At 37.2% G+C, this 25,419-nt stretch carries 28 protein-coding genes and 1 rRNA gene; 19 read left to right on the top strand and 10 right to left on the bottom strand.

Annotated features, from left to right (window positions below; genetic code table 11):
- Nucleotides 1-94 precede the first annotated feature (94 nt).
- The 4 genes from rrf to AS4_RS12505 all read left to right on the top strand — a co-directional run bounded on the left by rrf (nucleotide 95) and on the right by AS4_RS12505 (nucleotide 3,486).
- Nucleotides 95-209: ribosomal RNA gene (gene rrf, locus AS4_RS12520) — 5S ribosomal RNA — on the top strand.
- 378 nt (nucleotides 210-587) lie between these two features.
- The gene (locus AS4_RS12515; RefSeq protein ID WP_096734360.1) at nucleotides 588-980 is read left to right on the top strand and encodes a putative signal transducing protein; all 393 of its coding nucleotides are present in this window, start codon (nucleotides 588-590) and stop codon (nucleotides 978-980) included.
- 448 nt (nucleotides 981-1,428) lie between these two features.
- The gene (locus AS4_RS12510; protein WP_096734359.1) at nucleotides 1,429-2,628 is read left to right on the top strand and encodes a leucine-rich repeat domain-containing protein; all 1,200 of its coding nucleotides are present in this window, start codon (nucleotides 1,429-1,431) and stop codon (nucleotides 2,626-2,628) included.
- A 294-nt stretch (nucleotides 2,629-2,922) separates the two neighbouring features.
- Complete coding sequence (locus AS4_RS12505; protein WP_096734358.1) at nucleotides 2,923-3,486, top strand: DUF4256 domain-containing protein; 564 nt, start codon at nucleotides 2,923-2,925, stop codon at nucleotides 3,484-3,486.
- A 341-nt stretch (nucleotides 3,487-3,827) separates the two neighbouring features.
- On the opposite strand, the gene AS4_RS12500 is transcribed toward AS4_RS12505, so the two are convergent.
- From AS4_RS12500 to AS4_RS12480, 5 genes are all read right to left on the bottom strand, one after another.
- Entirely contained in the window at nucleotides 3,828-4,934 is a 1,107-nt protein-coding gene (locus AS4_RS12500; protein WP_004822251.1) for a porin, read from the bottom strand.
- Nucleotides 4,935-5,155: 221 nt separating this feature from the next.
- Complete coding sequence (locus AS4_RS12495) at nucleotides 5,156-5,572, bottom strand: HIT family protein (RefSeq protein WP_096734357.1); 417 nt, start codon at nucleotides 5,570-5,572, stop codon at nucleotides 5,156-5,158.
- Nucleotides 5,573-5,600: 28 nt separating this feature from the next.
- Complete coding sequence (locus AS4_RS12490; protein WP_004719576.1) at nucleotides 5,601-5,867, bottom strand: YARHG domain-containing protein; 267 nt, start codon at nucleotides 5,865-5,867, stop codon at nucleotides 5,601-5,603.
- An 81-nt stretch (nucleotides 5,868-5,948) separates the two neighbouring features.
- Nucleotides 5,949-6,821, bottom strand: a complete 873-nt coding sequence (locus AS4_RS12485; protein ID WP_096734356.1) for an NAD(P)-dependent oxidoreductase — start codon at nucleotides 6,819-6,821, stop codon at nucleotides 5,949-5,951.
- A 9-nt stretch (nucleotides 6,822-6,830) separates the two neighbouring features.
- Nucleotides 6,831-7,922, bottom strand: a complete 1,092-nt coding sequence (locus tag AS4_RS12480; RefSeq protein ID WP_096734355.1) for an alpha/beta fold hydrolase — start codon at nucleotides 7,920-7,922, stop codon at nucleotides 6,831-6,833.
- Nucleotides 7,923-8,063: 141 nt separating this feature from the next.
- Between AS4_RS12480 and AS4_RS12475 the strand changes: the two genes are divergently transcribed.
- The 9 genes from AS4_RS12475 (at nucleotide 8,064) to trpB (ending at nucleotide 16,094) form a co-directional block, all read left to right on the top strand.
- Nucleotides 8,064-9,251, top strand: coding sequence for an O-succinylhomoserine sulfhydrylase (locus tag AS4_RS12475; RefSeq protein WP_004822243.1), 1,188 nt, complete (start codon nucleotides 8,064-8,066; stop codon nucleotides 9,249-9,251).
- 113 nt (nucleotides 9,252-9,364) lie between these two features.
- Complete coding sequence (locus tag AS4_RS12470; RefSeq protein ID WP_004719585.1) at nucleotides 9,365-9,694, top strand: YbaB/EbfC family nucleoid-associated protein; 330 nt, start codon at nucleotides 9,365-9,367, stop codon at nucleotides 9,692-9,694.
- 10 nt (nucleotides 9,695-9,704) lie between these two features.
- Nucleotides 9,705-10,301, top strand: a complete 597-nt coding sequence (gene recR, locus AS4_RS12465; RefSeq protein WP_004719588.1) for a recombination mediator RecR — start codon at nucleotides 9,705-9,707, stop codon at nucleotides 10,299-10,301.
- Nucleotides 10,302-10,648: 347 nt separating this feature from the next.
- Nucleotides 10,649-11,791 carry a ribonuclease D gene (locus AS4_RS12460; protein WP_016539239.1) on the top strand — a complete coding sequence of 381 codons (1,143 nt, stop codon included), beginning with the start codon at nucleotides 10,649-10,651 and terminating at the stop codon, nucleotides 11,789-11,791.
- A 184-nt stretch (nucleotides 11,792-11,975) separates the two neighbouring features.
- Complete coding sequence (locus AS4_RS12455) at nucleotides 11,976-12,281, top strand: YcgL domain-containing protein (RefSeq protein WP_004822235.1); 306 nt, start codon at nucleotides 11,976-11,978, stop codon at nucleotides 12,279-12,281.
- Complete coding sequence (locus AS4_RS12450) at nucleotides 12,274-12,687, top strand: hypothetical protein (RefSeq protein ID WP_096734354.1); 414 nt, start codon at nucleotides 12,274-12,276, stop codon at nucleotides 12,685-12,687. The genes AS4_RS12455 and AS4_RS12450 overlap by 8 nt, the downstream gene beginning before the upstream one ends.
- Nucleotides 12,688-12,707: 20 nt before the next feature.
- Nucleotides 12,708-13,559 (top strand): AAA family ATPase, encoded by an 852-nt coding sequence (locus AS4_RS12445; protein ID WP_004719598.1) that lies wholly within the window; start codon nucleotides 12,708-12,710, stop codon nucleotides 13,557-13,559.
- 15 nt (nucleotides 13,560-13,574) lie between these two features.
- Nucleotides 13,575-14,762, top strand: coding sequence for a vWA domain-containing protein (locus tag AS4_RS12440; protein ID WP_004822231.1), 1,188 nt, complete (start codon nucleotides 13,575-13,577; stop codon nucleotides 14,760-14,762).
- A 123-nt stretch (nucleotides 14,763-14,885) separates the two neighbouring features.
- A complete protein-coding gene (trpB, locus tag AS4_RS12435; protein WP_096734353.1) occupies nucleotides 14,886-16,094 on the top strand; it encodes a tryptophan synthase subunit beta in 1,209 nt (402 codons plus the stop codon).
- Nucleotides 16,095-16,356: 262 nt separating this feature from the next.
- On the opposite strand, the gene AS4_RS12430 is transcribed toward trpB, so the two are convergent.
- The 3 genes from AS4_RS12430 to AS4_RS12420 all read right to left on the bottom strand — a co-directional run bounded on the left by AS4_RS12430 (nucleotide 16,357) and on the right by AS4_RS12420 (nucleotide 17,728).
- Nucleotides 16,357-16,788, bottom strand: coding sequence for a CBS domain-containing protein (locus AS4_RS12430; RefSeq protein ID WP_004822228.1), 432 nt, complete (start codon nucleotides 16,786-16,788; stop codon nucleotides 16,357-16,359).
- Nucleotides 16,789-16,935: 147 nt separating this feature from the next.
- Nucleotides 16,936-17,313 (bottom strand): DUF2750 domain-containing protein, encoded by a 378-nt coding sequence (locus AS4_RS12425; RefSeq protein WP_004719606.1) that lies wholly within the window; start codon nucleotides 17,311-17,313, stop codon nucleotides 16,936-16,938.
- A 181-nt stretch (nucleotides 17,314-17,494) separates the two neighbouring features.
- Nucleotides 17,495-17,728, bottom strand: coding sequence for a hypothetical protein (locus AS4_RS12420; RefSeq protein ID WP_004719607.1), 234 nt, complete (start codon nucleotides 17,726-17,728; stop codon nucleotides 17,495-17,497).
- Between the two features lie 222 nt (nucleotides 17,729-17,950).
- Between AS4_RS12420 and AS4_RS12415 the strand changes: the two genes are divergently transcribed.
- Both AS4_RS12415 and AS4_RS12410 read left to right on the top strand, forming a co-directional pair.
- Complete coding sequence (locus AS4_RS12415) at nucleotides 17,951-18,310, top strand: hypothetical protein (protein ID WP_004822225.1); 360 nt, start codon at nucleotides 17,951-17,953, stop codon at nucleotides 18,308-18,310.
- A gap of 245 nt (nucleotides 18,311-18,555) precedes the next feature.
- Complete coding sequence (locus AS4_RS12410; protein WP_096734352.1) at nucleotides 18,556-18,882, top strand: hypothetical protein; 327 nt, start codon at nucleotides 18,556-18,558, stop codon at nucleotides 18,880-18,882.
- A 10-nt stretch (nucleotides 18,883-18,892) separates the two neighbouring features.
- Here the strand turns inward: AS4_RS12410 and AS4_RS12405 are convergent, their stop codons facing one another.
- Nucleotides 18,893-20,503, bottom strand: coding sequence for a M16 family metallopeptidase (locus AS4_RS12405; protein WP_096734351.1), 1,611 nt, complete (start codon nucleotides 20,501-20,503; stop codon nucleotides 18,893-18,895).
- 13 nt (nucleotides 20,504-20,516) lie between these two features.
- Complete coding sequence (locus AS4_RS12400; RefSeq protein WP_096734350.1) at nucleotides 20,517-21,911, bottom strand: M16 family metallopeptidase; 1,395 nt, start codon at nucleotides 21,909-21,911, stop codon at nucleotides 20,517-20,519.
- Between the two features lie 176 nt (nucleotides 21,912-22,087).
- On the opposite strand from AS4_RS12400, the gene ftsY reads away from it, so the two are divergent.
- The 4 genes from ftsY to AS4_RS12380 all read left to right on the top strand — a co-directional run bounded on the left by ftsY (nucleotide 22,088) and on the right by AS4_RS12380 (nucleotide 24,995).
- Entirely contained in the window at nucleotides 22,088-23,194 is a 1,107-nt protein-coding gene (gene ftsY / locus AS4_RS12395; protein ID WP_096734349.1) for a signal recognition particle-docking protein FtsY, read from the top strand.
- Nucleotides 23,195-23,320: 126 nt separating this feature from the next.
- The gene (locus AS4_RS12390; protein ID WP_034617593.1) at nucleotides 23,321-23,641 is read left to right on the top strand and encodes a type II toxin-antitoxin system RelE/ParE family toxin; all 321 of its coding nucleotides are present in this window, start codon (nucleotides 23,321-23,323) and stop codon (nucleotides 23,639-23,641) included.
- Nucleotides 23,634-23,906 (top strand): NadS family protein, encoded by a 273-nt coding sequence (nadS, locus tag AS4_RS12385; RefSeq protein WP_096734348.1) that lies wholly within the window; start codon nucleotides 23,634-23,636, stop codon nucleotides 23,904-23,906. The genes AS4_RS12390 and nadS overlap by 8 nt, the downstream gene beginning before the upstream one ends.
- Before the next feature lie 495 nt (nucleotides 23,907-24,401).
- Nucleotides 24,402-24,995: a nitroreductase family protein gene (locus AS4_RS12380; RefSeq protein WP_004719619.1), complete on the top strand. Its 594-nt coding sequence runs from the start codon at nucleotides 24,402-24,404 to the stop codon at nucleotides 24,993-24,995.
- Nucleotides 24,996-25,419 lie beyond the last annotated feature (424 nt).

The following is a 25,419-nucleotide window of genomic DNA, read 5'->3' as shown; positions in this document are numbered from 1 at the left end:
AGCTAGTTACAATACCCAACTCAAATGTTCTGTTAAACTCATTTGGTACGAAGTAAGGCATTTAAATAAGACCCGAACAAGTCCATAACAGTTTGCTGGCGACAATAGCAAGAGTGAACCACCTGATCCCTTCCCGAACTCAGAAGTGAAACCTCTTAGCGCTGATGGTAGTGTGGGGTTACCCATGTGAGAGTAAGTCATCGCCAGCTTTTAAATCTAAAACACCCCGATCTCTAACGAGAGCGGGGTGTTTTTTTATGTGCGGAAAAAAAATAAATAGTAAGAATAAGATATAAATTTTGCTGTTTCACTTCCTCATCAAAATATAGCAAAGTAGGATAGAGTTAAGACTAACTATAGTTATTGGTTGTTTAGGCAGAATAGAAAGAAGAATGACATTTAACGGAAATAGATAAAATGCACTGCTTTAAAACCTAGCTATACTTCAACATATTTCCTTATTCTTATGAAATTTTCTTTCCTTCGTCATAACTTGAAAAATGGAAGCATCAACTGAATAAATTTATGCAATATACAGTTAAATGGATTGAGCTTAAAATCCATTTTTATTTCTGTTAGGTGTTCTTATGCAATGGGTGGTCGCTGAAACATATTCATTTCCTTACGAGGCTCAGATTGCCAAAACGCAATTAGAAGCAGCTGAAATTCCAGCACGTATTGAAAATGAACATACTATTAATATGGATTGGCTTTACTCCAATGCTTTGGGTGGTGTGCGACTGTTAGTTCCTGAAAGCTATGCAGAAGAGGCTAAAGCATTACTTGCCCAAGATTTTAGCCAAGAATTAGAACAACAGTTTGGAGCAAGCGAAAGTTGCCCTCATTGTGGTAGTCGCGATATACAGCCATATACCGAAGGAAAACGTCCCGCTTATTTGGTTTTTCTATTGCTTGGTTTTCCGCTCTTTTTTTATAAAAATGGAACGAAGTGTAGACAGTGCCAACATTTTTGGTGTTAGAGCTCTATTGGAAAGTCGGCAAGATATTTTAAATAAGCAAACTTTAGATCAAATAAATTACTTACTAGAAAATATCGTAAAATTTGATTAACAAAACCAACGCATCATTCAACAGGATTTTGAAGTTGAAGGGATAGTCAAAGACTATGTGGATTTTCATATTGAAGAATTAGGTGATGATTGCTTAGAAAAAATTGGGATTTCTAATCCATCAACTGATTGTGGTCAAAATAGATCATCAAGGTCATTTAGATCATCTAAGTATCTAAGTTGGGAAAGTTGAAATATAGAGCTAAATCTAATATGTTCATATTTTGCTAAAATGAAACAAAGGCTAAGCTTTAAGCTTGATATATTCTGTGTTGAGTTTATATGCTTATTTGTACAAGTATAAGTAATTAATATTTGCTGAAAGCTGAATCGTACAATTTAAAAATAATGGATCAACATGGATAGAAATACTCCCATTTATGTTTCTTTAACAGGTACAAATAGCCATCAGATAAAAATTCCTGCTGGGCAAGGAAGCTTCTCAATTGGTCGAATCGGCATGGACAAGAAAAAGTTTGATGTTCTTGTTGAAGAAAATGCTGTAATCAATTGGGATGCTTTTAATACTTTTTATACGCCACATGGTCAACAAAATGCGCATTTACATCCTTATGGAGATTGGCCAAGATTTTTTTATTATTGGGGAAATGATCAAGGTTTTACTGAATGGTCGAAGAAAAGAGTAATAGAAGATTTTTCTTGGCGACCTACGCAAGCAATTTGTCTAGATTTAAGTCATGCTCAAATTCATAACTTTTCAATTAAAGCAGATCAACATCCAATCACATTAGTTTTAAATCATGCTGATGGTGAGAATAAGAAGGGGGTATATTCGCTTCATTTGGCTGGTCATATTGAGCATTTTGAAATTATTACCACAGCAGCATATCCCCATATGAGAATAGAGCCAACGACAAGCAAAGATCCAATGGTAACGGCATACCATCTTCCTGTTATGAAAAATTTAACGGCTATAACTTCGTTAGATTTAACTGTTAAACCTTTAGGTCAAGCTTTTGATTGTGAAAGCTTATTACAGTTTCCTAATTTAAAAAATCTAAACTTAACTGGGAATATAACCAATACAGCAAGTCTAAAACAACTTCAGCAACTTGAACGTATTGGAATACGCTATGCCGTAAATTTGGAAGGCTTTCCAGCTTTAAATACTTGGGAAAACTTAAAGTCCTTCATTGGATGGAATATTGATGAAAAAACAGGGAAAAGGTTAAATGCTGAATTAAAGCATTTAGTTAAAGAAAAACAATTGGATTATTCGTCGGTGTCTAAACTGAGGAGTTCAATATGGTTTACCACTGAATATGGAATTCCATTTGAAAACTGGGAAAGCAATAATGCAAAAATTGCGATCAAAGCATATAAATCTGCTTTAAAAGAAATCTCCAAGGCGAAGACAAAACAAGATGTGAAAGGTGCAATTATTGAACTTGTTGAGATAATTAATACATTGCCCAATATTGAAACTGTTGAAAGAGAAGATACTGGTCTTGCTGTACTGCAACTGGTTGAAGCTTCAACATTCGATATAGATCAAGAAACAGTGAATGCTTGGTTTGATGAAATACGAGATTTTTAAAATATTCTGTTGTTAAGTAAAAAACGGCAAGATTTCTTGCCATTTTTTAAAATTAAGATTAGAAGCTATATCCCGTAACTTACGATCGCCACGACGATTTTTCTGTCGTTGCAAAAATATATTCAGCTTTTAGTTGGATCGGTGTAGAAAGAATTGCATATGCAGAGAACTCCATTGAATTATCCGTGCCAGACTATTTAATCAATCCACTTCAGTATGCCCAAAAAGCGGATTTGGTTGCACTTGGTGGATAATGTTATGTTAGTAAAGGCTTAAAATTAGGCAGTAAAATAAATGATAAAACAGCAAGAAAAACTGAGTCCATTGCAAATTGAAAACCTATTAAAAACCTTAGCACAGCGTTTTCAGCAGCATACAGAACGACATGCACAAATGAGCTGGGATTTTGTCCAAAAACAACTTTTGCTTTGTCCTGAAAAGTTATGGGCTTTACAACAAATGGAAATGACTGGCGGCGAGCCAGATGTGGTTGTTTTACCGAACACAGAAGGTGTGTATTTTTTTGATTGTGCAATTGAGTCGCCAAAAGGAAGGCGTAGTCTGTGTTATGACCGAGATGCATTACTCAGTCGCAAGGATCATCCTCCTGAAGATACGGTGATCGACTGGGTAAATAAGCATGCCTTAGCACTAATGACGGAACAACAGTATTATGCTCTACAGCAAATATTCAATTTTGACTTAAAAACATCCAGCTGGGTCGAAACACCAACGATATTACGTCAGCAAGGTGGGGCGATCTTTTGTGATCAGCGTTATGGGCGTACATTTACCTATCATAATAGTGCTGCCTCATATTATGCAAGTCGTGGGTTTCGAACCTATATCAAACTTTAATTGTTAAAAATTGACAGCGTGGAATCCTAAGATTCTGTCGAGCTTGTTTGTATTTTTGGTGTTTAGATATAACTCTTGTTATATCCTACATACTGATATTTAAATTAATGATTTTCAGTTTTGGTTTGGGGAGCTGTATGCCTATCCAACGATGAAATTCATGTTGCTAAATGATAGATCTGTCATGGATGATGAAACGATACGTGCGTTATTTATAAGAGCGCTAAATTTATATGATGGTTACTCAGCTAATGGATATGTATTTTATAAAATGAGCTTTTGAATAATTGAGTCGAAAAAAAACGGCAAGATCACTTGCCGTTTTTTATTAAAGGTTCGGATTAGAAGTTATATTCCATACCTAAACCAATAACAGTTTTCTTTTTCTCTGGTGTAGATGTAGTTGACCAATCACGCTTTTGTTGACCAACAACACCGTAGAAGCGAGCTTGCTTGTTGATGTTGTAATCCGCGCCAATCCCGTAAAGGTCTTGTTTACGATCATCACGGCCATCTAGTTCTGTCGTTGCAGAAATATATTCAGCTTTTAGCTTAATCGGTGTAGAAGGAATTGCATATGCAGCAGTGATGCCATAAGCATTTTCTTTCAAGCCTTTGAACGATGTTACTGTAGTACCAGAAGTGGTTGCAACAGTATCATCAGACGGTTTAGCAGTTTGCCATAATGCACCAAATACTAAGCCATCAAGACCCGCAGGTTTCAAGTCTACAGAACCTGTAACACGGATTGCGTCAGAGTAGATTGTGTTACTACCTAATTCAGAGTTATATGCATTATATTTAGATGCAACACCGAAGTTACCTGCAACAGCAGCAGCAAAACCGTAGTCTTTGTTGTCATAAGTAAGTGATGTAGAGATACCATCACCGAAACTATCACGGCTACCTTTTTGACCTTTAGCATCATTTTTTAAAGCAGATGATTCTTCACCTTGCTGAAACATGATGTTGAAAGCTAAACCAGCCAATAATTTTTTATCTGTTTCAAAACCGATCACGTTTTTTAAACGATCTTCACCAACTAAAATCGCAGTCATATCGAGTTCGTTGTGATCGTTGAAGATATCTTGGTTGTTGCCAGCAGCATTTTTGAAATATGAATCAAACTGACCAACTTTTAACGTTGCGATACCGTCTGATTTAATCCCCACGAAACGGTTACGGTTGGTGAAAGCATCGCCATCACCATCAGCACTGATTTGCCATTCTGCCAAGTAAACAGCAGACAATTTATCTGTTAATTTCTCTTCGCCTTTAACACCAATACGAGAAGCGTTAGAGTTTACTTTAGTTACGCTTTCGTCTTTAAAGCCATTCTTATCAATTTGATCTAAAGTTACGTTGAATTTACCATACAATGTTGGCGCTGCTTGAGCTGCGCTTATGCTAAGGGTGGCGATTGCTGCAGCGAGTAGCACTTTTTTCATTGAGATTTCTCCAAAACATGTTCAATGGGTTTGCAGTTACTTTTTTTATTCAGTAAGTGTGGGTTTGTGCACTACTTACTAACTTGCATGCAGTATCTGTAAACTTTGTTACATATCAGTGAAGAAAAAATGACAATTTAATGACGCGAATTTAACATTTGTGTAATTTAAATAAAAAAATGAGGCTTGATTAGCCCCATTGATTCTAAAAAGTTTTTTAATTAAGCCAGTGCAGTCTTAATTTTTTCAGCAAACCCTTTAATTTTTTCTTGATCGCCCATTTGAATAGCATGACGACCTAATTCATGCACCGAGCTCGGAATCAAATGAAAGTGTACATGAGGTACAGTTTGTCCAGCAGCAGCTCCAGAAAGTTGCATCAATACAATACCTTGAGTATCCAAAGCTGTTTCAATTGCTTGCGCTATTTTTTGCACAATCTTGATTGTATAAGCTGCAATTTCAGGATCTAAGTCGAGCAATGTCACTGCTGGCGTCTTCGGAATAATCAGGGTATGCCCATCGGCTTGCGGCATGATATCCATAAATGCAAGCACATGATCATCTTCATAAACTTTAATTGCAGGAAGTTCACCACGTAAAATTCGTGCAAATATATTCTGATCATCATAAGCCATGTTTATTTCCTTGAAGGTGTGAATGTGATTATTTACAGTTCAATTCTTTCTGACGTTCCTTGATAGAGTCAAGTTTTTGCTGCTCTTTTTCAGAAAATTTAGGCTTACTTGTATAACAATTGTCATTATTATATTTTGCTTTTGCTTCAGGATCTTTAAAACAGAATCCTTTTGATGCATAAATGACATTGTAATCATCTTGCAATTTTTTACATTCTTGGGTGTTATCAGCAAAAGCGTGACTAGCGACTAAAATAGATAAACTAGAAAGTGTAGCAATTACATATTTATTCATGATACGACCTCGAAATTGACATATTTACATGTCACTTAATGTGATTATAAGGTTTAGTTGTGATTATTCAATGACGAAAAATTAATCTAATGTAATTTTGCTCCATGATTCATACATTTTTACGGCGGTAGAAAAATCGCTATCAGGCTCTGAAAGACTATTGGCGGTGGTAATTAAGCTTTGTGTTAAACCAAGAATAGGTGCTGATAATCTTGCATCACGAACTAAATCAATGGCAATACCTGTATCTTTTGCCAAGAGTGGTAAAGCAAAGGTCAGTGGAAAGCTGCGATTGAGGATGCGTTGCGGTAGTGCAGTTTCAGTCACACCACTTTTACCACTAGATGCATTGATACAATCAAGTGCTTCATTTAAATCTACCCCATGTGCTTTCAGCGTGGTAAATCCTTCAGCGGCCGCACATAAATGAACCGCCATCATCATATTATTTACAGCTTTTACTGCAAAGCCTGCGCCTGAGTCACCGACATGTTTAATTAATTTACCCATCGCTTGCATTGCAGGTAGGGCAATTTGAAATGCTTCTGCCGAACCGCCGACCATAAAGGTCAGCGTTGCATTCTCAGCACCAATGGTTTGACCACTTACAGGTGCATCTAAGAAGTGAATATTATTTTTGAGAAGATACTCAGACTGTCTACGCGCAGCATCAGGTACACCACTGGTACAATCGACCCAAATCGCGCCATTTTTGATTTTTAAATCTTGGATTAAATCATCAATATCTTGGCTGGTTGGTAAACATGAAAAAATAATATCAGCTTGTACCGCTTGATCGAGTTCGACAGCTTGAGTACCAAACTCAGTTGCATGTTGCTTAGCCTTTGCAAAATTTCGATTCCACACATATACGGTATCAAAATGTTTGGGTAAATGTGCTGCCATACGATAGCCCATTGCGCCTAAACCAATAAATGCAACTGTAGTCTTCATATCTATCTCTTAAATTTTTGTCGATCTTTGTTCTAACCATCTGGACAGTGTAGGCCAAAATTCATCCGCACTTTTTTGACTAGACATTAGCCCTAAATGTCCCCCAGGAATAAGAGTAAACGTGACATCACTACTCTTTGTCAATTCGCTTAAAGGCTTAACTGCATCTGCGGTGACCATTTGATCATTTTTTCCAGCCCCAATCATCAGTGAACAGTCGATATTGCGAAGTTCAATTTTGTGGTTACTGAGCTGAATTGCCCCATTTTTCAGTGGATTTTGCAACCAAACATTAAATAACATGTCTTGATTGACACCACCGGGGTAATCCACCATGTGATTTAAAAAATTTCCAAGGGTAGCGTGTTCATGCAACAGCTCCTTGTCGTCTAAATTTAGCAACAACTGTTTATGACCTTCATACCAGCCTTTTGGATCTAAAATCTTAAAACCAATGGCATTGAGTAAGCCCGGGGTATGGATCAGTTTTTTCGGTAAACCACCTTTATATAAAGTATCTTTCAGTTTTTGATTCTTTATAATCAGATTATTTATTTTTTGATAAAGTTTACCGATGCCACCCGATGCATAACTGTCAATTGGGCTGGCTAGGATAATTAAGTTTTTAACATAATTAGGTTGGCGTAATGCTGTGTAAAGTAATACAAAAATACCGGCCATACTCCAGCCATGTAATGAAATTTGCTCACTTTGAGCATGTTCTCGGATTTTATTAATGCAAAGTGGTATAGCTTCATCAATAAAGTATAAAAAGTTTAAGTTGCGATCCTGATAACTGAGTTTCCCCCAGTCCAATAAATACACATCATAGCCTTGTTCGGTAAAATATTTAACGAGTGAACGATAAGGGTAGAGGTCATAAATAGCCATATTGATCGACAATGGTGCTGTAAAAACCAAAGGTTCCTTAAATTTTTTTTCAGCAGCTGCGTAGTAACGCACTTTGGTTTGATGATGCTCCGCAATAATTTCATAAGGGGTACTTTGAGATAAAACCAATGACTTACCATTGAAGATACGAGTGGTTAGATTCTTCAATTTGGATTTGCGCTGTTGGAACTTAGCTGATACTTGTGTCATAAGCGGTGATTGTCTCATTTTTATGCAGATTTAAGCGAAGTGTATGTGATAATTTACGATTTTACCTTGACCTTAAATACATAGGGCGCTCAAAATGTTGGCAATATTTTACAAAGGCAGTTTTTGGACTGAGTAGTTGAAATGAGCCAGCACGACGACATTGAATACCAACTTGATACTTTAGCGATTCGTACAGGTCATACACGCAGTTTTGAAGGTGAACATAGTGAGCCAATTTTCCTCACTTCGTCATTTGTGTATGAAAATGCAGCGGAAGCAGCAGCAAAATTCTCTGGTGCTGAACCAGGTAATATTTATTCACGTTTTACCAATCCAACTGTAGCTATGTTTGAAACGCGTTTAGCTGCACTAGAAGGTGGTGAGCGCGCTGTGGCAACAAGTTCAGGTATGGCTGCAATTATGGCCGTTGCAATGTCGTTCTTAAAAGCAGGCGATCATGTGATTTGTTCACGTGCTGTTTTTGGTTCTACAGTTTCATTATTTGAAAAATATGTCGCTAAATTTAATGTCGCAGTGACTTTTGTTGATTTAACTGATTTAACCGCTTGGCAAGACGCGGTCCGTCCTGAAACTCGATTACTATTTGTTGAGTCACCATCAAATCCCTTGGCTGAAGTCGCAGATATTCAAGCATTATCAGATTTAGCACATGCAAATGATGCTTTATTGGCGATTGATAATAGTTTTTGCACACCAATTTTACAGCGTCCATTACAATTTGGTGCAGATTTAGTGATTTACTCTGCCACCAAATATCTAGATGGACAAGGTCGTGCACTGGGTGGTGCTGTGGTTGGTAGTCACAAATTACTTGAAGAAGTATTTGGTTATGTTCGTACCACTGGCCCATCGATGAGCCCATTCAATGCATGGGTCTTTTTGAAAGGTTTAGAAACCTTAAGACTGCGTATGAAAGCGCATTCTGAAAGTGCACAAAAAATTGCCGAGTGGCTGGTTGCTCATCCAAAAGTGGAAAAGGTTTATTTTGCTGGCTTAGCAGATCATGTTGGGCATGAGTTAGCAGCCAAACAACAAACTGGTTTTGGTGGAATCGTTTCTTTTGAAGTGAAAGGTGAACGAGAAGGTGCTTGGAAAGTTATTGACCATACACAATTTATCTCGATTACAGGTAATTTAGGTGATGCTAAGTCAACAATTACCCATCCAGCAACAACGACTCATGGTAAGCTTTCTCCTGAAGCAAAAGCAGCAGCGGGTATTCGTGAAGGTTTAATCCGTTTGTCTGTTGGTTTAGAAGATGTCGATGATATTATCCGTGACCTTTCTCATGGATTAGATTTAATTTAAGATAAGCAAAATTTGCGAAAGAGTTTCTTTCATTTTCTTCTAGGCTTTTGAAAATACGAGCCATGAAACTGAAAGACAGAGATTTAATTTAGGACTTTTGTTCGGAGTATTTTATGAACATTAATATGCTTATGCAGCAAGCGCAACGTATGCAGAAAGATATGGAAAGCAACGTTAAAAAGGCAAAAGAACAACTTGCCCAAACTGAAGTGAATGCTGAAGCTGGTGGCGGTTTGGTAAAAGTTACAATGACTTGCCGTAATGTTGTTAAGCGTATCGAAATCAGTCCAGATTTGTTGCAAGACGATCCAGATATGATTGAAGACTTGATTGCAGCAGCAATGAATGACGCGGCTCGCCAAGCTGAAGTCATTACAGAAGCGAAGATGAAAGAAGCCAATTCAGGTATGGGTTTACCACCAGGTCTTTCAGGATTGTTCTAAGGAATCATAGGTGTTTAGCGACCGTTTTGATCAACTCGTACAAGCTTTACGAATCTTACCCAGTGTTGGGCCGAAATCGGCTCAACGTATGGCACTCCATCTGATCATGAAAAATAAAGAAGGTGCTATAGGTTTGGCGCATGCGCTAAATGAAGCAACTTCCTATATTCATGAGTGTAGTGTTTGTCATTCTTTAACTGAAAATGAAGTCTGTGATATTTGTTGCTCAAATGATCGGGATGATCAGCTGCTTTGTGTGGTTGAGTCTCCTGCAGATGTAATGGCAATAGAACAGTCTGGTAGCTTTAGAGGCAAATATCATGTATTGGGTGGACATTTGTCGCCTTTAGATGGTATTGGTCCTGAAGAAATAGGTATTCCATATTTAGTGCAGCGTTTAACCGATGGTAAAATTACTGAAGTAATTTTAGCCACCAATGCAACAGTAGAAGGGCAAGCGACTGCGCATTATCTTGTAGAAGCGACAAAACATTTGTCTTTGCAAATGACACGAATCGCACAAGGTGTTCCACAAGGTGGTGAATTGGAATATGTGGATAGTCATACATTGAGTCAGGCTGTTCATAATCGCATGAGAATGAAATAGCGATCTTAGACTTGCTAACATTTAGAGTTTGTTGAGCTTGAAAGTTTTGCGTAAATGCGATAACGACTAAAAGATCAACAAACTCTGTCTCATTTAAAAATTATTTACATTCACGCTAAATTTTTTAGGTAAACTCAAGCTAAAGCAATGATTAGCCATGTTATTTATTACTTTAAAATATACTTTTATTAAGTTGTAAAACCTATATATAAAATAAATATTCACAAGAAACTTTATTGAAAAATAAGGTGTTTACGGAGAATTAGTTTAAAAATATTATATTTAAATTTTATATATTAAGGTAAAATCATATTTCATTTGAATGTAACATTTTGACTTAAACTGACATGTTTCAATTTATTAATCAACAGACCGATCTCGAACATGTGTTGAATTTGATGCAACATACTTCGACTTATGGTCTAGACACTGAATTTATTAAAGTCGACACACTTTGGCCAAAACTCGGTGTATTCCAAATTAATGTCAATGGTCAAGTATTTTTGCTCGACGGCACAACCTTAAATTTAGATCGCTTTTGGTTTCAACTTTTTCAAGCACAGCAAAATATTTTTCATGCTTGTGGAGAAGATATTGATCTCATTTATCATTATGCAGATCAGAAAAATCTGAAGAATGTCTTCGATACCCAAGTGGGGTTGTCTTTTTTAGGACATGGTCTACAAGTCAGTTATCAAAATGCATTGAAATTGGTTTTAGAGATTGATATTGATAAAGATCAAACACGTTCAGATTGGCTGGCTCGACCATTAACAGATGAACAAATGAATTATGCAGCCAATGATGTTTTATACATTATGCGTCTGGCTGAAAAAGTAAAAGCTGAATTGGTCGAGAAAAGCCTATACTCACATGTGCTTGAAGATTGTCAAAATTTAACCTTTGAAATCGCTTCAGAAACACCAAAAGAAAAATTATATTGTGATATTGGTAATTATCGTCATTCCAGAAAACAATTGATGCAATTGCAACAATTAAGTGTTTGGCGTGAAGAAATGGTCAAGGCACTCAATCAACCACGTAGCTTTATACTAAAAAATGCCACGATGATTGATTTGGTTGAAGTCAATCCTAAAAATAATTTTCAATTGTCCTCTGTGAAGGGAATACGTCCAAATATTGTGCGTGAACATGGAAAAACTATTTTAGATTTATTGAAGTTTCTGCCTGAAACCGATGAGTGGCCACTGCGTATTGCGCGCCCAATCAAGCATTCTTCTCAGGGAATCACACTTGAGGTGGATGAGTTAATTTCTCAGGTTTCATTTGAAATGCAAGTACCTAAAGAAGTACTTATGCGTAAAAAATGGTTAAATGCCTTGTATCATCATGTGGTATTTCATGGCAATGAACAGGATTTACCCGGTTATTTGTTGGGGTGGCGCTATGAATTACTTACCCAGCCACTGATCCATCTGTTACAAGAAGATATTAAGTTTTTAAGTATGCAGATGAAGGTCAATGAATAGCGGCTGTTGCTGTTGTTGTTTAGATGAATAATCACCAATAGCCAAGAAAGCTTACTGCGTTATTATTGATCAAAGATTTAGCAATTGGACATAAATAACGACTGATGCGTTAACTTTCGATAATGTATCCGTCGTTTTTTTCATGTATGCTGTCAACTAAGTTTTACTGTAGCTGTTGTTTAAAATGCATTGTGATATTTATAAATCGAGCAAAAAAGATGAAATGTATCTTTATGTGGCTCGCCCAAATCATCCAAATACAGACGAAAGTGCAGATCCCTTAGCGGCTCTTTCTGAGCCACTACGTGTTGCCTTTGGTCGTGCAACGCATGTAATGCATCTTGAACTGAGCGAAGCTCGACCATTGGCACGTGTAAATGTGTTACATGTAATCGATTCACTCAATACAAAAGGCTTCTTTATTCAAATGCCGCCAGAAGGTTTAATTAACCCAAATGCGGTTGAACCAGAGGGATTACGTGGTGCTTGATCAGTTATCAGGAATATGGGCAAATTTTTTAGATCTATTTGATGCTATCCCAGAAGATAATATCGCAATAACCGTCTATATTCTTGGGACGCTGTTGATTTTATGGTGCTGGTATTCGATTTCAAAACGATTGCCATCGCCACTTGGCGGTATTACATGGATCATTGTATTTGCCGTTCTTGCAACCCCGACCATTTCTGAAGGACCAAACTCAGCGATTGCGCCAGCAATATTTGGATTGTTATTTGGAATTCTGACCAAGGATTCACCATTGATTTGGTCAAATCTTGCCTTAATTACTTTTGTCATGGGTATTGGTTTAGTCATTGGATTTTTTTGGTCTAAATACAAAACCAGCAAAAATACCCAAGCAAGCGCTGTAGCAAAAAATATTTCACCACTTTAAATAAAAAATAAAGGTAAGTTATGTCTGTCGATTCTCAACAATTCACAGGTACTGAACAGTATATCGCAACGGATAGTTTAAAACTGGCTGTAAAAGCAGCTCGAGCATTGCAAAAGCCATTATTGGTGAAAGGCGAACCTGGTACAGGTAAAACCTTATTGGCTGAACAAGTTGCTGAGAGTCTAGGTCTTAAATTAATTACTTGGCACATTAAATCTACAACCAAAGCACAGCAAGGTTTGTATGAGTATGATGCAGTTTCTCGTTTACGTGATAGCCAGTTGGGCGATGACCGTGTTTACGATATTAAAAACTATATCAAACCAGGTAAGTTGTGGGATGCATTTACCAGCGAAGAACGCTGTGTATTGTTGATTGATGAAATAGACAAAGCAGATATTGAATTCCCAAATGACTTGCTACATGAATTAGACAAAATGTCATTTTTTGTCTATGAAACAGGCGAAACCATTACTGCAACCCAACGTCCGATCGTAATCATTACTTCAAATAATGAAAAGGAACTGCCAGACGCATTTTTACGTCGTTGTTTTTTCCATTATATTGAATTTCCTGATGAAGCAACGATGCGTGAAATTATCGCAGTTCATTTTCCAAATATCTCTGGAACATTGGTTTCAGAAGCATTACAAGTCTTCTTTAAATTACGTCAAGTGCCTGGCTTAAAAAAACCACCTTCAACATCTGAATTGATTGACTGGTTAAGCTTGTTAATGGCAGATGATATGCCAGAAGACATTTTGCGTAATCATGATAAATCAAAAGCGATTCCACCTTTATATGGTGCATTGATTAAAAATGAGCAAGATGTACAGTTGCTTGAACGCTTAGCCTTTATGTCACGTCGTTAATGAGGAGATCGCAACATGTTTGTGCGATTATTTTATACCCTCAGAAAATATGGTGTTCCAGTTTCAACACGAGAACTCATTGATCTCAACCAAGCAATTAGTGAAGGCTTGGTTTTTGCCGATCAAGATGATTTTTATCAATTAGTAAAGACAGTCATGGTCAAAGATGAACGCTTCTTTGACAAATTTGACCGTGCCATGAAAGATTATTTTGAAGGTATTCATACTTTTGATATCGATGATCTACTCAGCAAAGTTCAAAAACTTCCCAAAGACTGGTTTGATTTAGAGTTACTTGAAAAACATCTCACACCTGAACAACGTGCTGAATTGCTGAAAGCAGGTTCGCTTGAAGAACTGATGAAGATGTTGGAAGAACGCTTGCGTGAACAACACAAAAAGCATCAAGGTGGCAACCGTATGGTTGGCACAGGTGGAACTTCACCGTTTGGTGCTTTTGGTGACCATCCTGAAGGCGTGAGAATTGGCGGCCCGAGTCGTAAAAATTCAGCAGTAAAAGTTTGGGAACAGCGTAAATATCAAAATTTGGATGATGAACAAATTTTAGGTACTCGACAAATGCAAATGGCTTTACGTCGTTTACGTAAGTTTGCTCGTCAAGGCGCTGCAGAAGAATTAGACATCAACAGTACTATCTATGAAACTGCCAAACAGGGCATTTTAGATGTACAAATGGTGCCTGAACGGCGTAATCGTATTAAAGTTTTGATGTTGTTTGATGTAGGTGGGTCGATGGATTCGCACATTGCACAATGTGAAAAATTGTTTAGTGCGGCAAAAACTGAATTTAAAACCTTAGAGTATTTCTATTTCCATAACTGTCTATATGACTATGTGTGGAAAGATAATCATCGTCGTTCTTCTACCCGAATGAATACATGGGATTTATTCAATACCTATGGTAAAGACTATCGTGTAATTGTGGTGGGTGATGCAAGTATGGCGCCTTATGAGCTGAAATCGGTCGGTGGTTCTGTCGAATATATGAATGATGAAGCTGGGGATGTATGGTTACGTCGCTTACGCAATCATTTTGAAAAAACAGCATGGTTAAATCCAGAAGAGCAAGGTTATTGGCATTACACGCAAACTATCGCTTTAATTAAACAATTATTTGACGATCATATGTTTCCAATGACCTTGAAAGGCATTGAGGATATGACGAAATATTTATCTCGGTAAATTAGGGTCTGTTGATATTTTATAAATGGCTTGCGGTGTAGGCTAAAATTGTCAATAAACCCTATTCTCAAGCAAAGTTGTTATTCATAAATTCAACGGCTGATTTATTAAATAGGGAAAGAAATGGATCATCAAATCAATGGTATTGCGCTACCAAATGAACAAGGCTTTTTTGGTGAATATGGTGGTCAATTTATTCCACTTCATTTAAAAGAAGCAATGGATGAAATCAATGTCGCATATGAAGAAATTCGTAAAACGCCAGAATTTCAAAATGAATTGGCTGATTTGTTTGCCAATTATGTAGGTCGCCCTAGTCCTTTATTTCATGCAAGACGCCTTTCTGATCAATTGGGTGGCGCACAAATCTATTTAAAGCGTGAAGACTTAAATCATACAGGCGCACATAAAATTAACCATTGTTTAGGCGAAGCTTTGCTTGCCAAATATATGGGTAAAACCAAAGTAATTGCAGAAACAGGTGCTGGTCAACATGGCGTTGCACTTGCAACCGCATGTGCTTTGGTTGGTATTCCATGTGAAATTCATATGGGGCAGGTGGACATTGAAAAAGAGCATCCCAATGTTGTGAAAATGAAGATTTTGGGTGCAAAACTGGTTTCAGTCACTCAAGGTACTGCAACACTGAAAGATGCTGTAGATAGCGCATTTGAAGAGTATTTAAAAGACCCTAAAAACTTTATTTATGCGATTGGTTCTGTGGTTGGACCGCATCCTTTCCCAAAAATGGTACGTGATTTCCAATCTATTATCGGCAATGAAATTAAAGTTCAAACCCAAGATCGCTTTGGCGCACAACCCGATTATGTGGTTGCGTGTGTAGGCGGTGGCTCAAATGCAATTGGCGCATTCACGGCATTTTTAAATGATGCAGAGGTTAAACTGGTTGGTGTGGAACCTGCAGGTCATGGTCTGGATACTCAACAGCATTCAGCAACATTGACTTTAGGAAAGCCAAGTCAGATTCATGGTATGGCTTGTTATGTACTAGAAGATGAACAGGGCGCACCATTGCCTGTGCACTCGATTGCATCTGGTTTGGATTATCCGGGTGTAGGTCCTCAACATAGTTTTTTAAAAGATTTAGGCCGTGTGGAATATTCAACAGCAACTGATCAAGAGTGTTTAGATGCATTTATGACCCTTTCACGCGTAGAAGGGATTGTTCCTGCATTAGAAAGCTCTCATGCTGTGGCGTGGGCAATTCGTGAAGCGCCTAAATTAGCGAAAGAAATCAAAATTGTTGTAAACCTTTCAGGGCGTGGTGATAAAGATGCCGACTATGTTGCTGAGAAGTTAAACCTAAACTGATGATTAAAAATTGATTGATCTAAAAACCTAGCTTTGGCTAGGTTTTTTTATTTTATCGTTAAATTTGAAATTCTGTCTTAGCTTTCGTTTAATGAACTCGATTGTTTATCCCCATGATAAATAAAGACATGCAACTCAAAGCGGGTGATTATTTCTATTATCATGAAATTTAAAAAAGGTTTTACATGCAAGCTGAGCTGCCAATTTACTATACACAATAAAAAAACCCTCCACATGGAGGGTTATATTTTTATAATGTCACTTAACCTGAAATATATTGTCTTAACTGTTCAATCAATTTTCGTTGATCTTCCATGGTGGCTTTGACTAAATCGCCAATAGAAACAAATCCAACTAGCGTTTCACCTTCAATCACAGGTAAATGGCGTAAGTGTCCGTCAGTCATTAAATTTAAACATTCTTCAACAGTATGACCACGTGTCACAGAAATCACTCTAGACGTCATAATTTCAGCGACCGTTGTATGGTCAGAGGTACGCTGCATAAGGGCAATTTTACGCGTATAGTCACGTTCTGAGAGGATTCCGACGACCTTTGTATCTTGAGTGACAACCACAGCACCAATACCTTTGTTTGCCATAAGTGTAATGGCTTCTAATACTGTGGCAGAGGGTGAAATCGTATAAATTTCACGACCAATCTTATCTTGGATTACTTGTGCTACTGTCGTCATAATTATTCTTCCTTTTCTAGGGTGCTTACCAATCTGCACACCTTTAACTTAACTGTATTTTTTAACTTTGCAAATACTTTGCAGTCATAAAAATATAAAGTTTATTTTTTACAACAATTTTAAACCGCTAAAAATATATCTTTGCCTTTAAGCCGGTTGAAATTGAACATGACTATGAAAAAAGAAATGTTCCATTTGAGAGGTTGAGAGTTTAAATTTTCGCGATGAGGAATTAAACAATGCAGGCATGATATTGAGCCGTGTCAACGTGGGTAACAACGATTCTCTAAAGTCTTTAGGTGTAATTCTGCGAGGGGTGTAGTGAGGCCAATGAATCTTTGCATACTGATGGGCTTGAACAGCGTTTAGCCAAAAAGGAAAATAAACTTCATTTGAACCAGACTTCATTGCCCAGCCATCATGGTAAAGTCCCCAAAGTACACCACAATACATGAGTGATTTTAAAATAGAAATTTTAATAAACAATTCATTCGAAATGGGCTGAAGATGAATATACTTTTTCATAATTAACAATCTTATTTAGTACATTGCCTATTGTAGTTGAAATTCATATAAGAACTGTTGGTGCTTTATGCTCAATCGTAAGCATTTATTAAAACAATAAAAAATGTATTGAAAGCGTAATGATTTATTAAAAAATAAAAAGAATAGGGGGTAAAAAAAACGCCACCTAGGTGACGTTTTATTATGCTTGCATGGTTGCCATCTTTTGCCAATATTGGGCTTTTAAAGAATCACGTTCAACGCGGAAACCTTGGTAGTAAAGTTCTGCAAGAAACATTGCTGCTTTACCATGACCAGCTTTCGCCGCATCTTCTAATGCTTTTACCGCTTCTACAAAGTTCATTTCACACTGGATTGTATTTACAGCATCTGCATAAACATGTTCTAAGTCTTGGTGAGAGATTTGATGAATCATATATAACTCCTTATTGTAATTATGATCTTTTAACATAGCTCCCCAACGGAGCTTATACTTAACTAATCTAACTTAACTTTATTAAACTAATATTACAGTTAGCCTTGTTTGTCAAGCGATTTAAAATCTATACTTGACGAAGATAAGATTACATGATTAAACATTAATCAGAAATAATATTTATTAAAATCAATATGAGAATTAAGACAAAGGGAGAGCAAAATGACAAACACTATAGATGGCTTTATTTTTGATGTACCCGCTGCTGAGTCTCAGATCGTAGAATTAGCTCAGTATCACCGTAAACAACTGGATGAGGCAATTTATCATCAAGAAATCCATCTTGGGGATTATTGTTTAGCCCAGCGTAAACGCGTGTACGATTATACCCGAAACTTAAATCCAGTGCAAAAAGCAGGCTTTTATCGAATCTATGATGGTGAATTAAGGCGTCTTGCTGATGATGATGATTTGCATCCTGCACATGCAGAGGGGGGAGTAAGTATCTTTGCTGTCAGTATTGCATTGGCAATAATCGCGATTATTTTATATTTCGCATTCTTACGTGCAACGATCCTTTAATTGGCACGATATAGAAATGATTCACGCGTTGTTTAACTTGGCTCAGGCCCTTTTCTTGAATAAGAGAAGAGGGCTTTAAATCTCATATCGACAGGCGATGATATCTATGGGGAGATTATTTAAGCACTGTCGTTCTCGCAATTTTGATCTTAAAGATCATCTTACAACCGATCTTCAGCTGTCTTGAAGAAAGCCCTATATTTTTATGGTCAGGATGATAAACTATCTGTAATTAGAGGTAGTTCATGCAAAAATTCAAAGATTATTTTCAAAAATTATTCTATTCATTTCCTGTGGAAAAAATCTTGAATTCTTTTGTTGTCGTGATCATCGCACTGATGATTTTTCTTGCAACATTGGCTTTAACACGGCCAATTAATCCAGATCAATACAAATATGTGATGCAATATTCACAACAAGCCGCCAATCCTAAGACGCAAAAAATTGCCAATCAATTGCGCCGCCAAGATCGTATTTATGTGGTTGAGTATTTACGCCTACTACGTGCCTATCATTTTGAAAATCAACAAGTAAAACGATATCCTGCGCTGGATAGTAAAGATCCGCAATAACTGATAATACTCATTTGGTTGATTCCGCTTGCGGACGAATTGTTTTTTGAATGATCAATGTCGGGACATCTGGCATGGCTTGCGTATCCACTTGCTTGTTTTGATTTGTACTGGATTGATCTGGGTTGGCTAAATCAGCACTTAACATGTCTTTTAATTCATTCTGATCCAGTGTTGGTGCAACAACAACCAAGGTGAGACGATCTGCACGAAGATGTTTTTGAATGGCTTTTTGGACTTGTTTGGTGGTGACTTGGCTCAATTGCTTTTGATATTGGGTCAAATAATCCGCAGGAAGTTGATAAAAACCAATCGATGCGATTTGTGCATTGATATTGGCATTGGAACTAAAGGTCATTGGAAATGAACGTAACATGCCTTCTTTGGTTTCTTCGAGCTGTTTTCTTTGGATTGGATTTTTTACAAAATCACGTAAGGCTTGATGTGCAACTTTGATACTGTCCATCAATTGATTTTGTTCAGTGGAATAACTCAAACTAAAAAAACCCTGAGCCAAAGTGGAGGTCAAATTACTATACGCTCCATAGGTATAACCCCGTTTAACCCGAAGTTCTTTCATTAAAATGGAATTAAATCCGCTTCCGCCAAACATTTGATTGGCAACTTCTAATGCAACACGATCAGGGTCGCTGCGCTGAATAGCCAAGTGTCCCATCATCACATTGGCTTGTGTTGAGTTAAATGGAATGTAATGGATATTAAAATCACTTTGATCTTGTGGTTCAGGAAGTGCTTGTGCGGCTTCACCTTGAGTTAGATTTTGACTGATTAAATTGGCCAGTTGGGTTGCATCGGCTGCAGTTAAATTACCAGTAATGGCAATATTCATGTTTTGGGCAACAAGTAGTTTTTGTCTATAGGCTCTAAGTAGTTCTGGGGTAATTTTTTTAAGGCTCCCATTGGTCCCTACAGTGGGTTCGGCATAAGGATGTTGACCATATAACGCACGATAAAAGCGAATATTCATAATCCGACTTGGATTTTCTTGGATTTGCTTTTGCCCAACCTTGGTATTATTGAGCACAAGATTTAAACCCGATGGATTAAATTGTGCATGATTCAGCACATGCAACATGGTATTGATGGCAGGGTTTAATTTTTCAGGATCTGACAAGACCCGAAGTCGAACCACAAACATATCACGGTACGCCGTAACGCTAAATTGAGCGCCTAATCCTTCAAATGTAGACGCGATTTCTTTTGCTGTATATTGATCTGTACCTTCAGTGATCAGTTTGGCTGCCATATTTGCCATACCATACAAACCTTTTCCTAGTGCTTCATCCTGTGACGAACCTGCATTAAAGGTGAGTTGAATATCCACAATAGGTAGGTCGGTGGCTGAAACAAACAGTGTTCTGACTTTTTGATTGTTGGAGAGGTCTTGAACAAAGGGCGCTTGGTATTGTTGATGTTTATCTAAATTTTTTAAGCTTTGTAAGGTCGAATTTGCCTTAAGTACGGAATCATCTATAACCGCATCCGTTTCATCATGATTGTCTAATTCAACCTCTGCATGGTTAAGGGGGGAGTAGAGTAAGCTGATGCACACAAACAGGGGTATTTTTATCGAATAGGTCGAGAATGGATTAAAATTCATGAGAGATCCTTTTTTATTCTTTTGTACTTTCAGGCATTAAATACAAACTACTCAGATTGGCTTTGACAAAATAAATATTGGCAATTCGTTGTAAATCTTGTGGTGTGACTTTGTCATAATGTTTGGGTAATTCATCCATTAAACGAAAACTTAGGCCGTTTACTTCCAAATTCCCAATCATATTGGCTTGTCCACCAATATCATCCTGACTATAGATTAAGTTTGAAACGAAGTTGTTTTTGACACGATCAAGTTCGGCTTGATTGACCAATTCTGTTTTAAATAAATTCATCTCTTTTTCAATGGCTTTTTGCGCATCTTCCAAAGATACATCATCACTTGGGATGGCGGAGATCATAAATAGACTGTCGCCACGATTATAGGGGTCATAACTGACACTGATTGCAGTCAGCACTTTCTTATCTCGAATCAGACGGTCTTGTAAGCGTGCGGAAATTCCGCCATCCAGTAAAGACTGGATAATGGTCAGTGCGTAGGCATCTTGTGGGTTTTTTGCTGTGGCAATGGATTTGACATTCCAAGCCATAAATAAGTTGGGCACATGAACTGGCAACTGTACTTCCATATGCCGATATCCCATTCGATCAAACTCTAAAACATCATTACGGTCAGGAAGTTCCTTTTTGGGAATTGCCGCAAAATATTTTTCAACCTGTTTAAGTGCTTGCTCTGCATTGACATCACCCACAATGACTAAAGTTGCATTATTGGGGGTGTACCATGTTTGATACCAATGTTTAAGATCATCCAGACGAATATTCTGTAGGTTTTTCATAAAGCCAATCACTGGTTGACGATGGTGACTGGTTGGATAGGCGATCCATTTAAAACGTTCGTAGGCTAGATTTCGTGGATTATCATCTGTCCGTTGTCGTCTTTCCTCCATCACCACTTTGATTTCAGGATCAAAGTCTTGTTGTTTGAGGACCAGATTTGTCATACGGTCTGCTTCAAGTTCCAAAGCCAATGGAAAATATTTCTTGGGATAAAGTTGATAATAGTTGGTGTAATTTGTATATGTGGCGGCGTTGGTACGACCACCATAAATTCGACTCAAGCGTGCAAACTCATCATCAGGAACTTTTTTGGTTCCTTTAAACATCATATGTTCAAGCACATGTGAAATACCAAGTAGATTACCAGACTCATCACTACTTCCCACGCCGTACCAGATTTGGGTCATAACAATTGGTGAACGATGATCTTCACGGATAATCACTTTTAAACCATTTTTCAATGTGGTTTCAAAGGTGGTCCTAGAAAGTTGGCTTTGAGGCGCTGCCTGAAGTTGCGTATTTACCGTGTTAAAAGATAAAAATAAAAGTGGCGCAAGGATAACTTTGGATTGTCTAAGAAGATTTAAGAATTTAGATTTCAGAATATACACAGATAACCCAAAAATTTATTTTAAATTTAGAACTATTCTTAAAAAATTAATGATTTAAAGCAAGGCTGGAATGTTGCATTTTGGTTTGCTTGTTTTATCGCTGCTTTAACGCTAAAAATGATGCAATCTATGCTAAACTCATTCTTTTTTAACGCTATGCTTTTCAAGGAATCGGCATGCAAGAACAGCAAAATAAATTCTTGATTGATGCGGATATCGGGGATGACGATGTCACATTACCTAGTTTACCAGCCGTCAATGTGCCTATTATTGAAAATAATGTAGAAACACCTAAAACGGAACCTGTTCAAACTGAAAGCCAAGACGCACAGATTGAATCGGCAGATGAAAAATCTAAAGGTGGCTTTTTTAGCCGCATGAAAGAAGGTTTGACCAAATCACGTAAAAGCCTTGCCGATGGTATGGTCAATATCCTGATTGGTGGTAAAGAAATTGATGATGAGTTGCTTGAAGAAGTAGAAGAGCAACTTTTGGTTGCTGATATCGGGGTAGAGGCGACTAAAACCATTATTGCGAATTTGACTGAGCGTACAGAACGTGGTGATTTGATTTACTCACATTCATTGTATAAAGCGCTACAAGAAGAGCTGGTTGCTTTACTTGCGCCTCGGGTAAAACCATTGCATATCGATCCCAATAAAACTCCATTTGTGATTTTGGTGGTGGGCGTAAATGGTGTGGGTAAAACCACCACGATTGGTAAATTAGCCAAACGTTTACAAGGTGAAGGCAAGAAAGTCATGCTTGCAGCAGGAGATACCTTCCGTGCAGCGGCAACTGAACAACTTCAAATCTGGGGTGAACGTAACAATATTGCTGTCGTGGCTCAAGGTCACGGTGCAGATAGTGCTTCAGTCATTTTTGATGCTTTTGAAAGTGCACGTGCCAAAGGTGTGGACGTTTTAATTGCTGATACAGCAGGGCGTTTGCATAATAAAAGTAACTTGATGTCTGAGTTGACTAAAGTAAAACGTGTGATGCAAAAAATTGATGCAACTGCACCACATGAAGTGATGTTGGTGGTGGATGCAGGTACTGGTCAAAACGCGATTAACCAAGTTGAAATGTTTGACGAAGCTGTAGGTTTAACAGGCTTAACCATTACCAAATTAGATGGAACAGCAAAGGGTGGTGTGTTGTTTAATATTGCCAGTCGTACTCATGTACCAATTCGATATATTGGTGTGGGTGAGAAGATTGATGATTTACGTCCATTCTCTGCAAAATCATTTGTCGCTGCACTGTTTGAAACAGATAAGTAATTTTGATAACTATTTATCTTAAATGAGACTCCGCTTTATGCGGAGTTTTTTATTTTCTAAATTTATAACTTTTGATTATTCTTTTTTATGGTAGTATTCTATATACGCCATTGACGTATATCGTGTATGTTATTCATTGAAACTAGTATTTTTACTAAACAAATCAAAGAGCTTGTGACGGATGATGAATATCGTCAGCTTCAACAAAATCTATTGGTACAACCTGATAAGGGTGATATTGTTAAAAATGGCGGTGGTATCCGTAAAGTACGCTGTGCTCAAGGTGATAAAGGAAAAAGTGGTGGAATCCGCGTGATCTATTATTGGGTTTCAGAGGATGATCATATTTTCTTTTTAGTCGCGTACCCTAAGTCTGTAAAAGATAATTTAACGGATAAAGAAACAGCAATTCTGCGCCAATTAGTGAAGGAGCAACTTCATGGATAACAATTTATTTGATGACCTTGTTTCTTCGATTAAAGAAGCAGGAGAGATTAAACGTCAAGAGATTCAAGCAAGTCGAGTCACTGAGCTTGAATTACCTGATATTAAAGCAGTACGTGAGAAAACAGGTTTAAGCCAAAATGAATTTGCTGCACGCTTGCATATTAGTCCTCGCACGCTTCAAAACTGGGAGCAAGGTAGACGTTATCCGACTGGTCCAGCTGCGACTTTAATCCGTATTCTAGATACGCATCCAAGCCTAATTTAAAATTATAGACAATAAAAAGTCCGATATCCTGTCGGACTTTTTCGTCTGAGTTCGATATAAAATTTTTAATGAAATATGATACTCGGATATGTCGGTGGTATGTTATTGAAAGAAGGCATCATAAGAATGTCATCGAGATATACTTTAATGCGATGTTTAGAATTGTATGTCCAGATTTGCAATATTTTTACCACAAAACAAACAATGAAATGTATATAGGATATTTGCCATATTCTTATCGTTGAAAAGCTCAAGGCAATAGGCTGAGTTTAATGGTGAATTTTAATTTAATTATTTGATTAATAAATACTTTAATTACAATTTAAAAAGGGGACCACATAAACACGATAGCATTTAAAAATGCCCGATTTCACATATTGTTCTAAATATAGAACACATTGTTATGTATATAAGCATGACGAAACTAAGAATGATGCAATACACTCAAACCATGTTAAATAACACGACCCATATGGTCATAGAAGGATTAACACCATGTCATTTTTAAATCAAATCAAACAACGCCGTACAATTTATGCAATTGGTAGAGATTTAAGCTTAGACCAAGCGAAAATTGAAGAAATCATCAAAGATGCAATTAAGCATAGCCCATCTTCATTTAACTCACAGTCTTCTCGTGCTGTGATTTTATTTGGTGATTCACATGTTAAATTCTGGACAATCGTTTTAGAAACTTTACGTAAAATCGTTCCAGCTGAAGCATTTGAAGGAACTTCGGGTAAAATTAACAGCTTTATCGCTGGTGCTGGTTCAGTGTTGTTTTATGAAGATTTAAGCGTGATCAAAGCTTTACAAGAACAATTCCCATTATATGCAGACAATTTCCCAGTATGGTCTGAGCATTCAACAGGTATTGCACAATTTGCAACTTGGACTGCATTGGCTGAAGCGGGTATTGGTGCATCTTTACAACATTATAATCCAATCGTAGATGAAGAAGTGGCAGCAACATTTGATGTACCTGCTGACTGGAAACTTCGCGCTCAATTAGTATTTGGTTCAATCGAAGCACCAGCGGGCGAAAAAACATTTATTGATGATGCAACACGTTTTAAAACTTTTAACTAAGTGAAGCATTTTGTTTTAAGCTGAGGTCTATTGCTTATTTAGCTTAGACCTTGCGATTCCAGAAACCTGTTTAGAATGAAAATTTTAAACAGGTTTTTTATGTGCGGTACGTTATCCCTGTTTGTCGCCAGATAATAGATCGACGCTGTAGGATTAAATGATACAAAGATGTTTGAATAGCCACATATAAATATTGCAACAATAAGATGAGATTTGAACAAACAGAAAAAATATAAGTGAGTCGAACAATTCTTTACACAGAATTATGGATTGGTTTTATCGACATTTAGCGCTATTCATGGCTTAATCTTTGCTCAAGGAATAAAAGTGTATAAAAAAATGGGGAAATTAGGGTTGATTCAGCACTTTGGTCTAATTTAGACATTTTAAAAAATTTATACACTGTTAAAAAGCGATTTAAGTT

The organism is Acinetobacter guillouiae, assembly GCF_002370525.2.
GTDB classification, from domain to species: domain Bacteria; phylum Pseudomonadota; class Gammaproteobacteria; order Pseudomonadales; family Moraxellaceae; genus Acinetobacter; species Acinetobacter guillouiae.
Note: the sequence above shows the minus strand (reverse complement) of the source record. Positions and strands in the feature narration are given on the sequence as shown.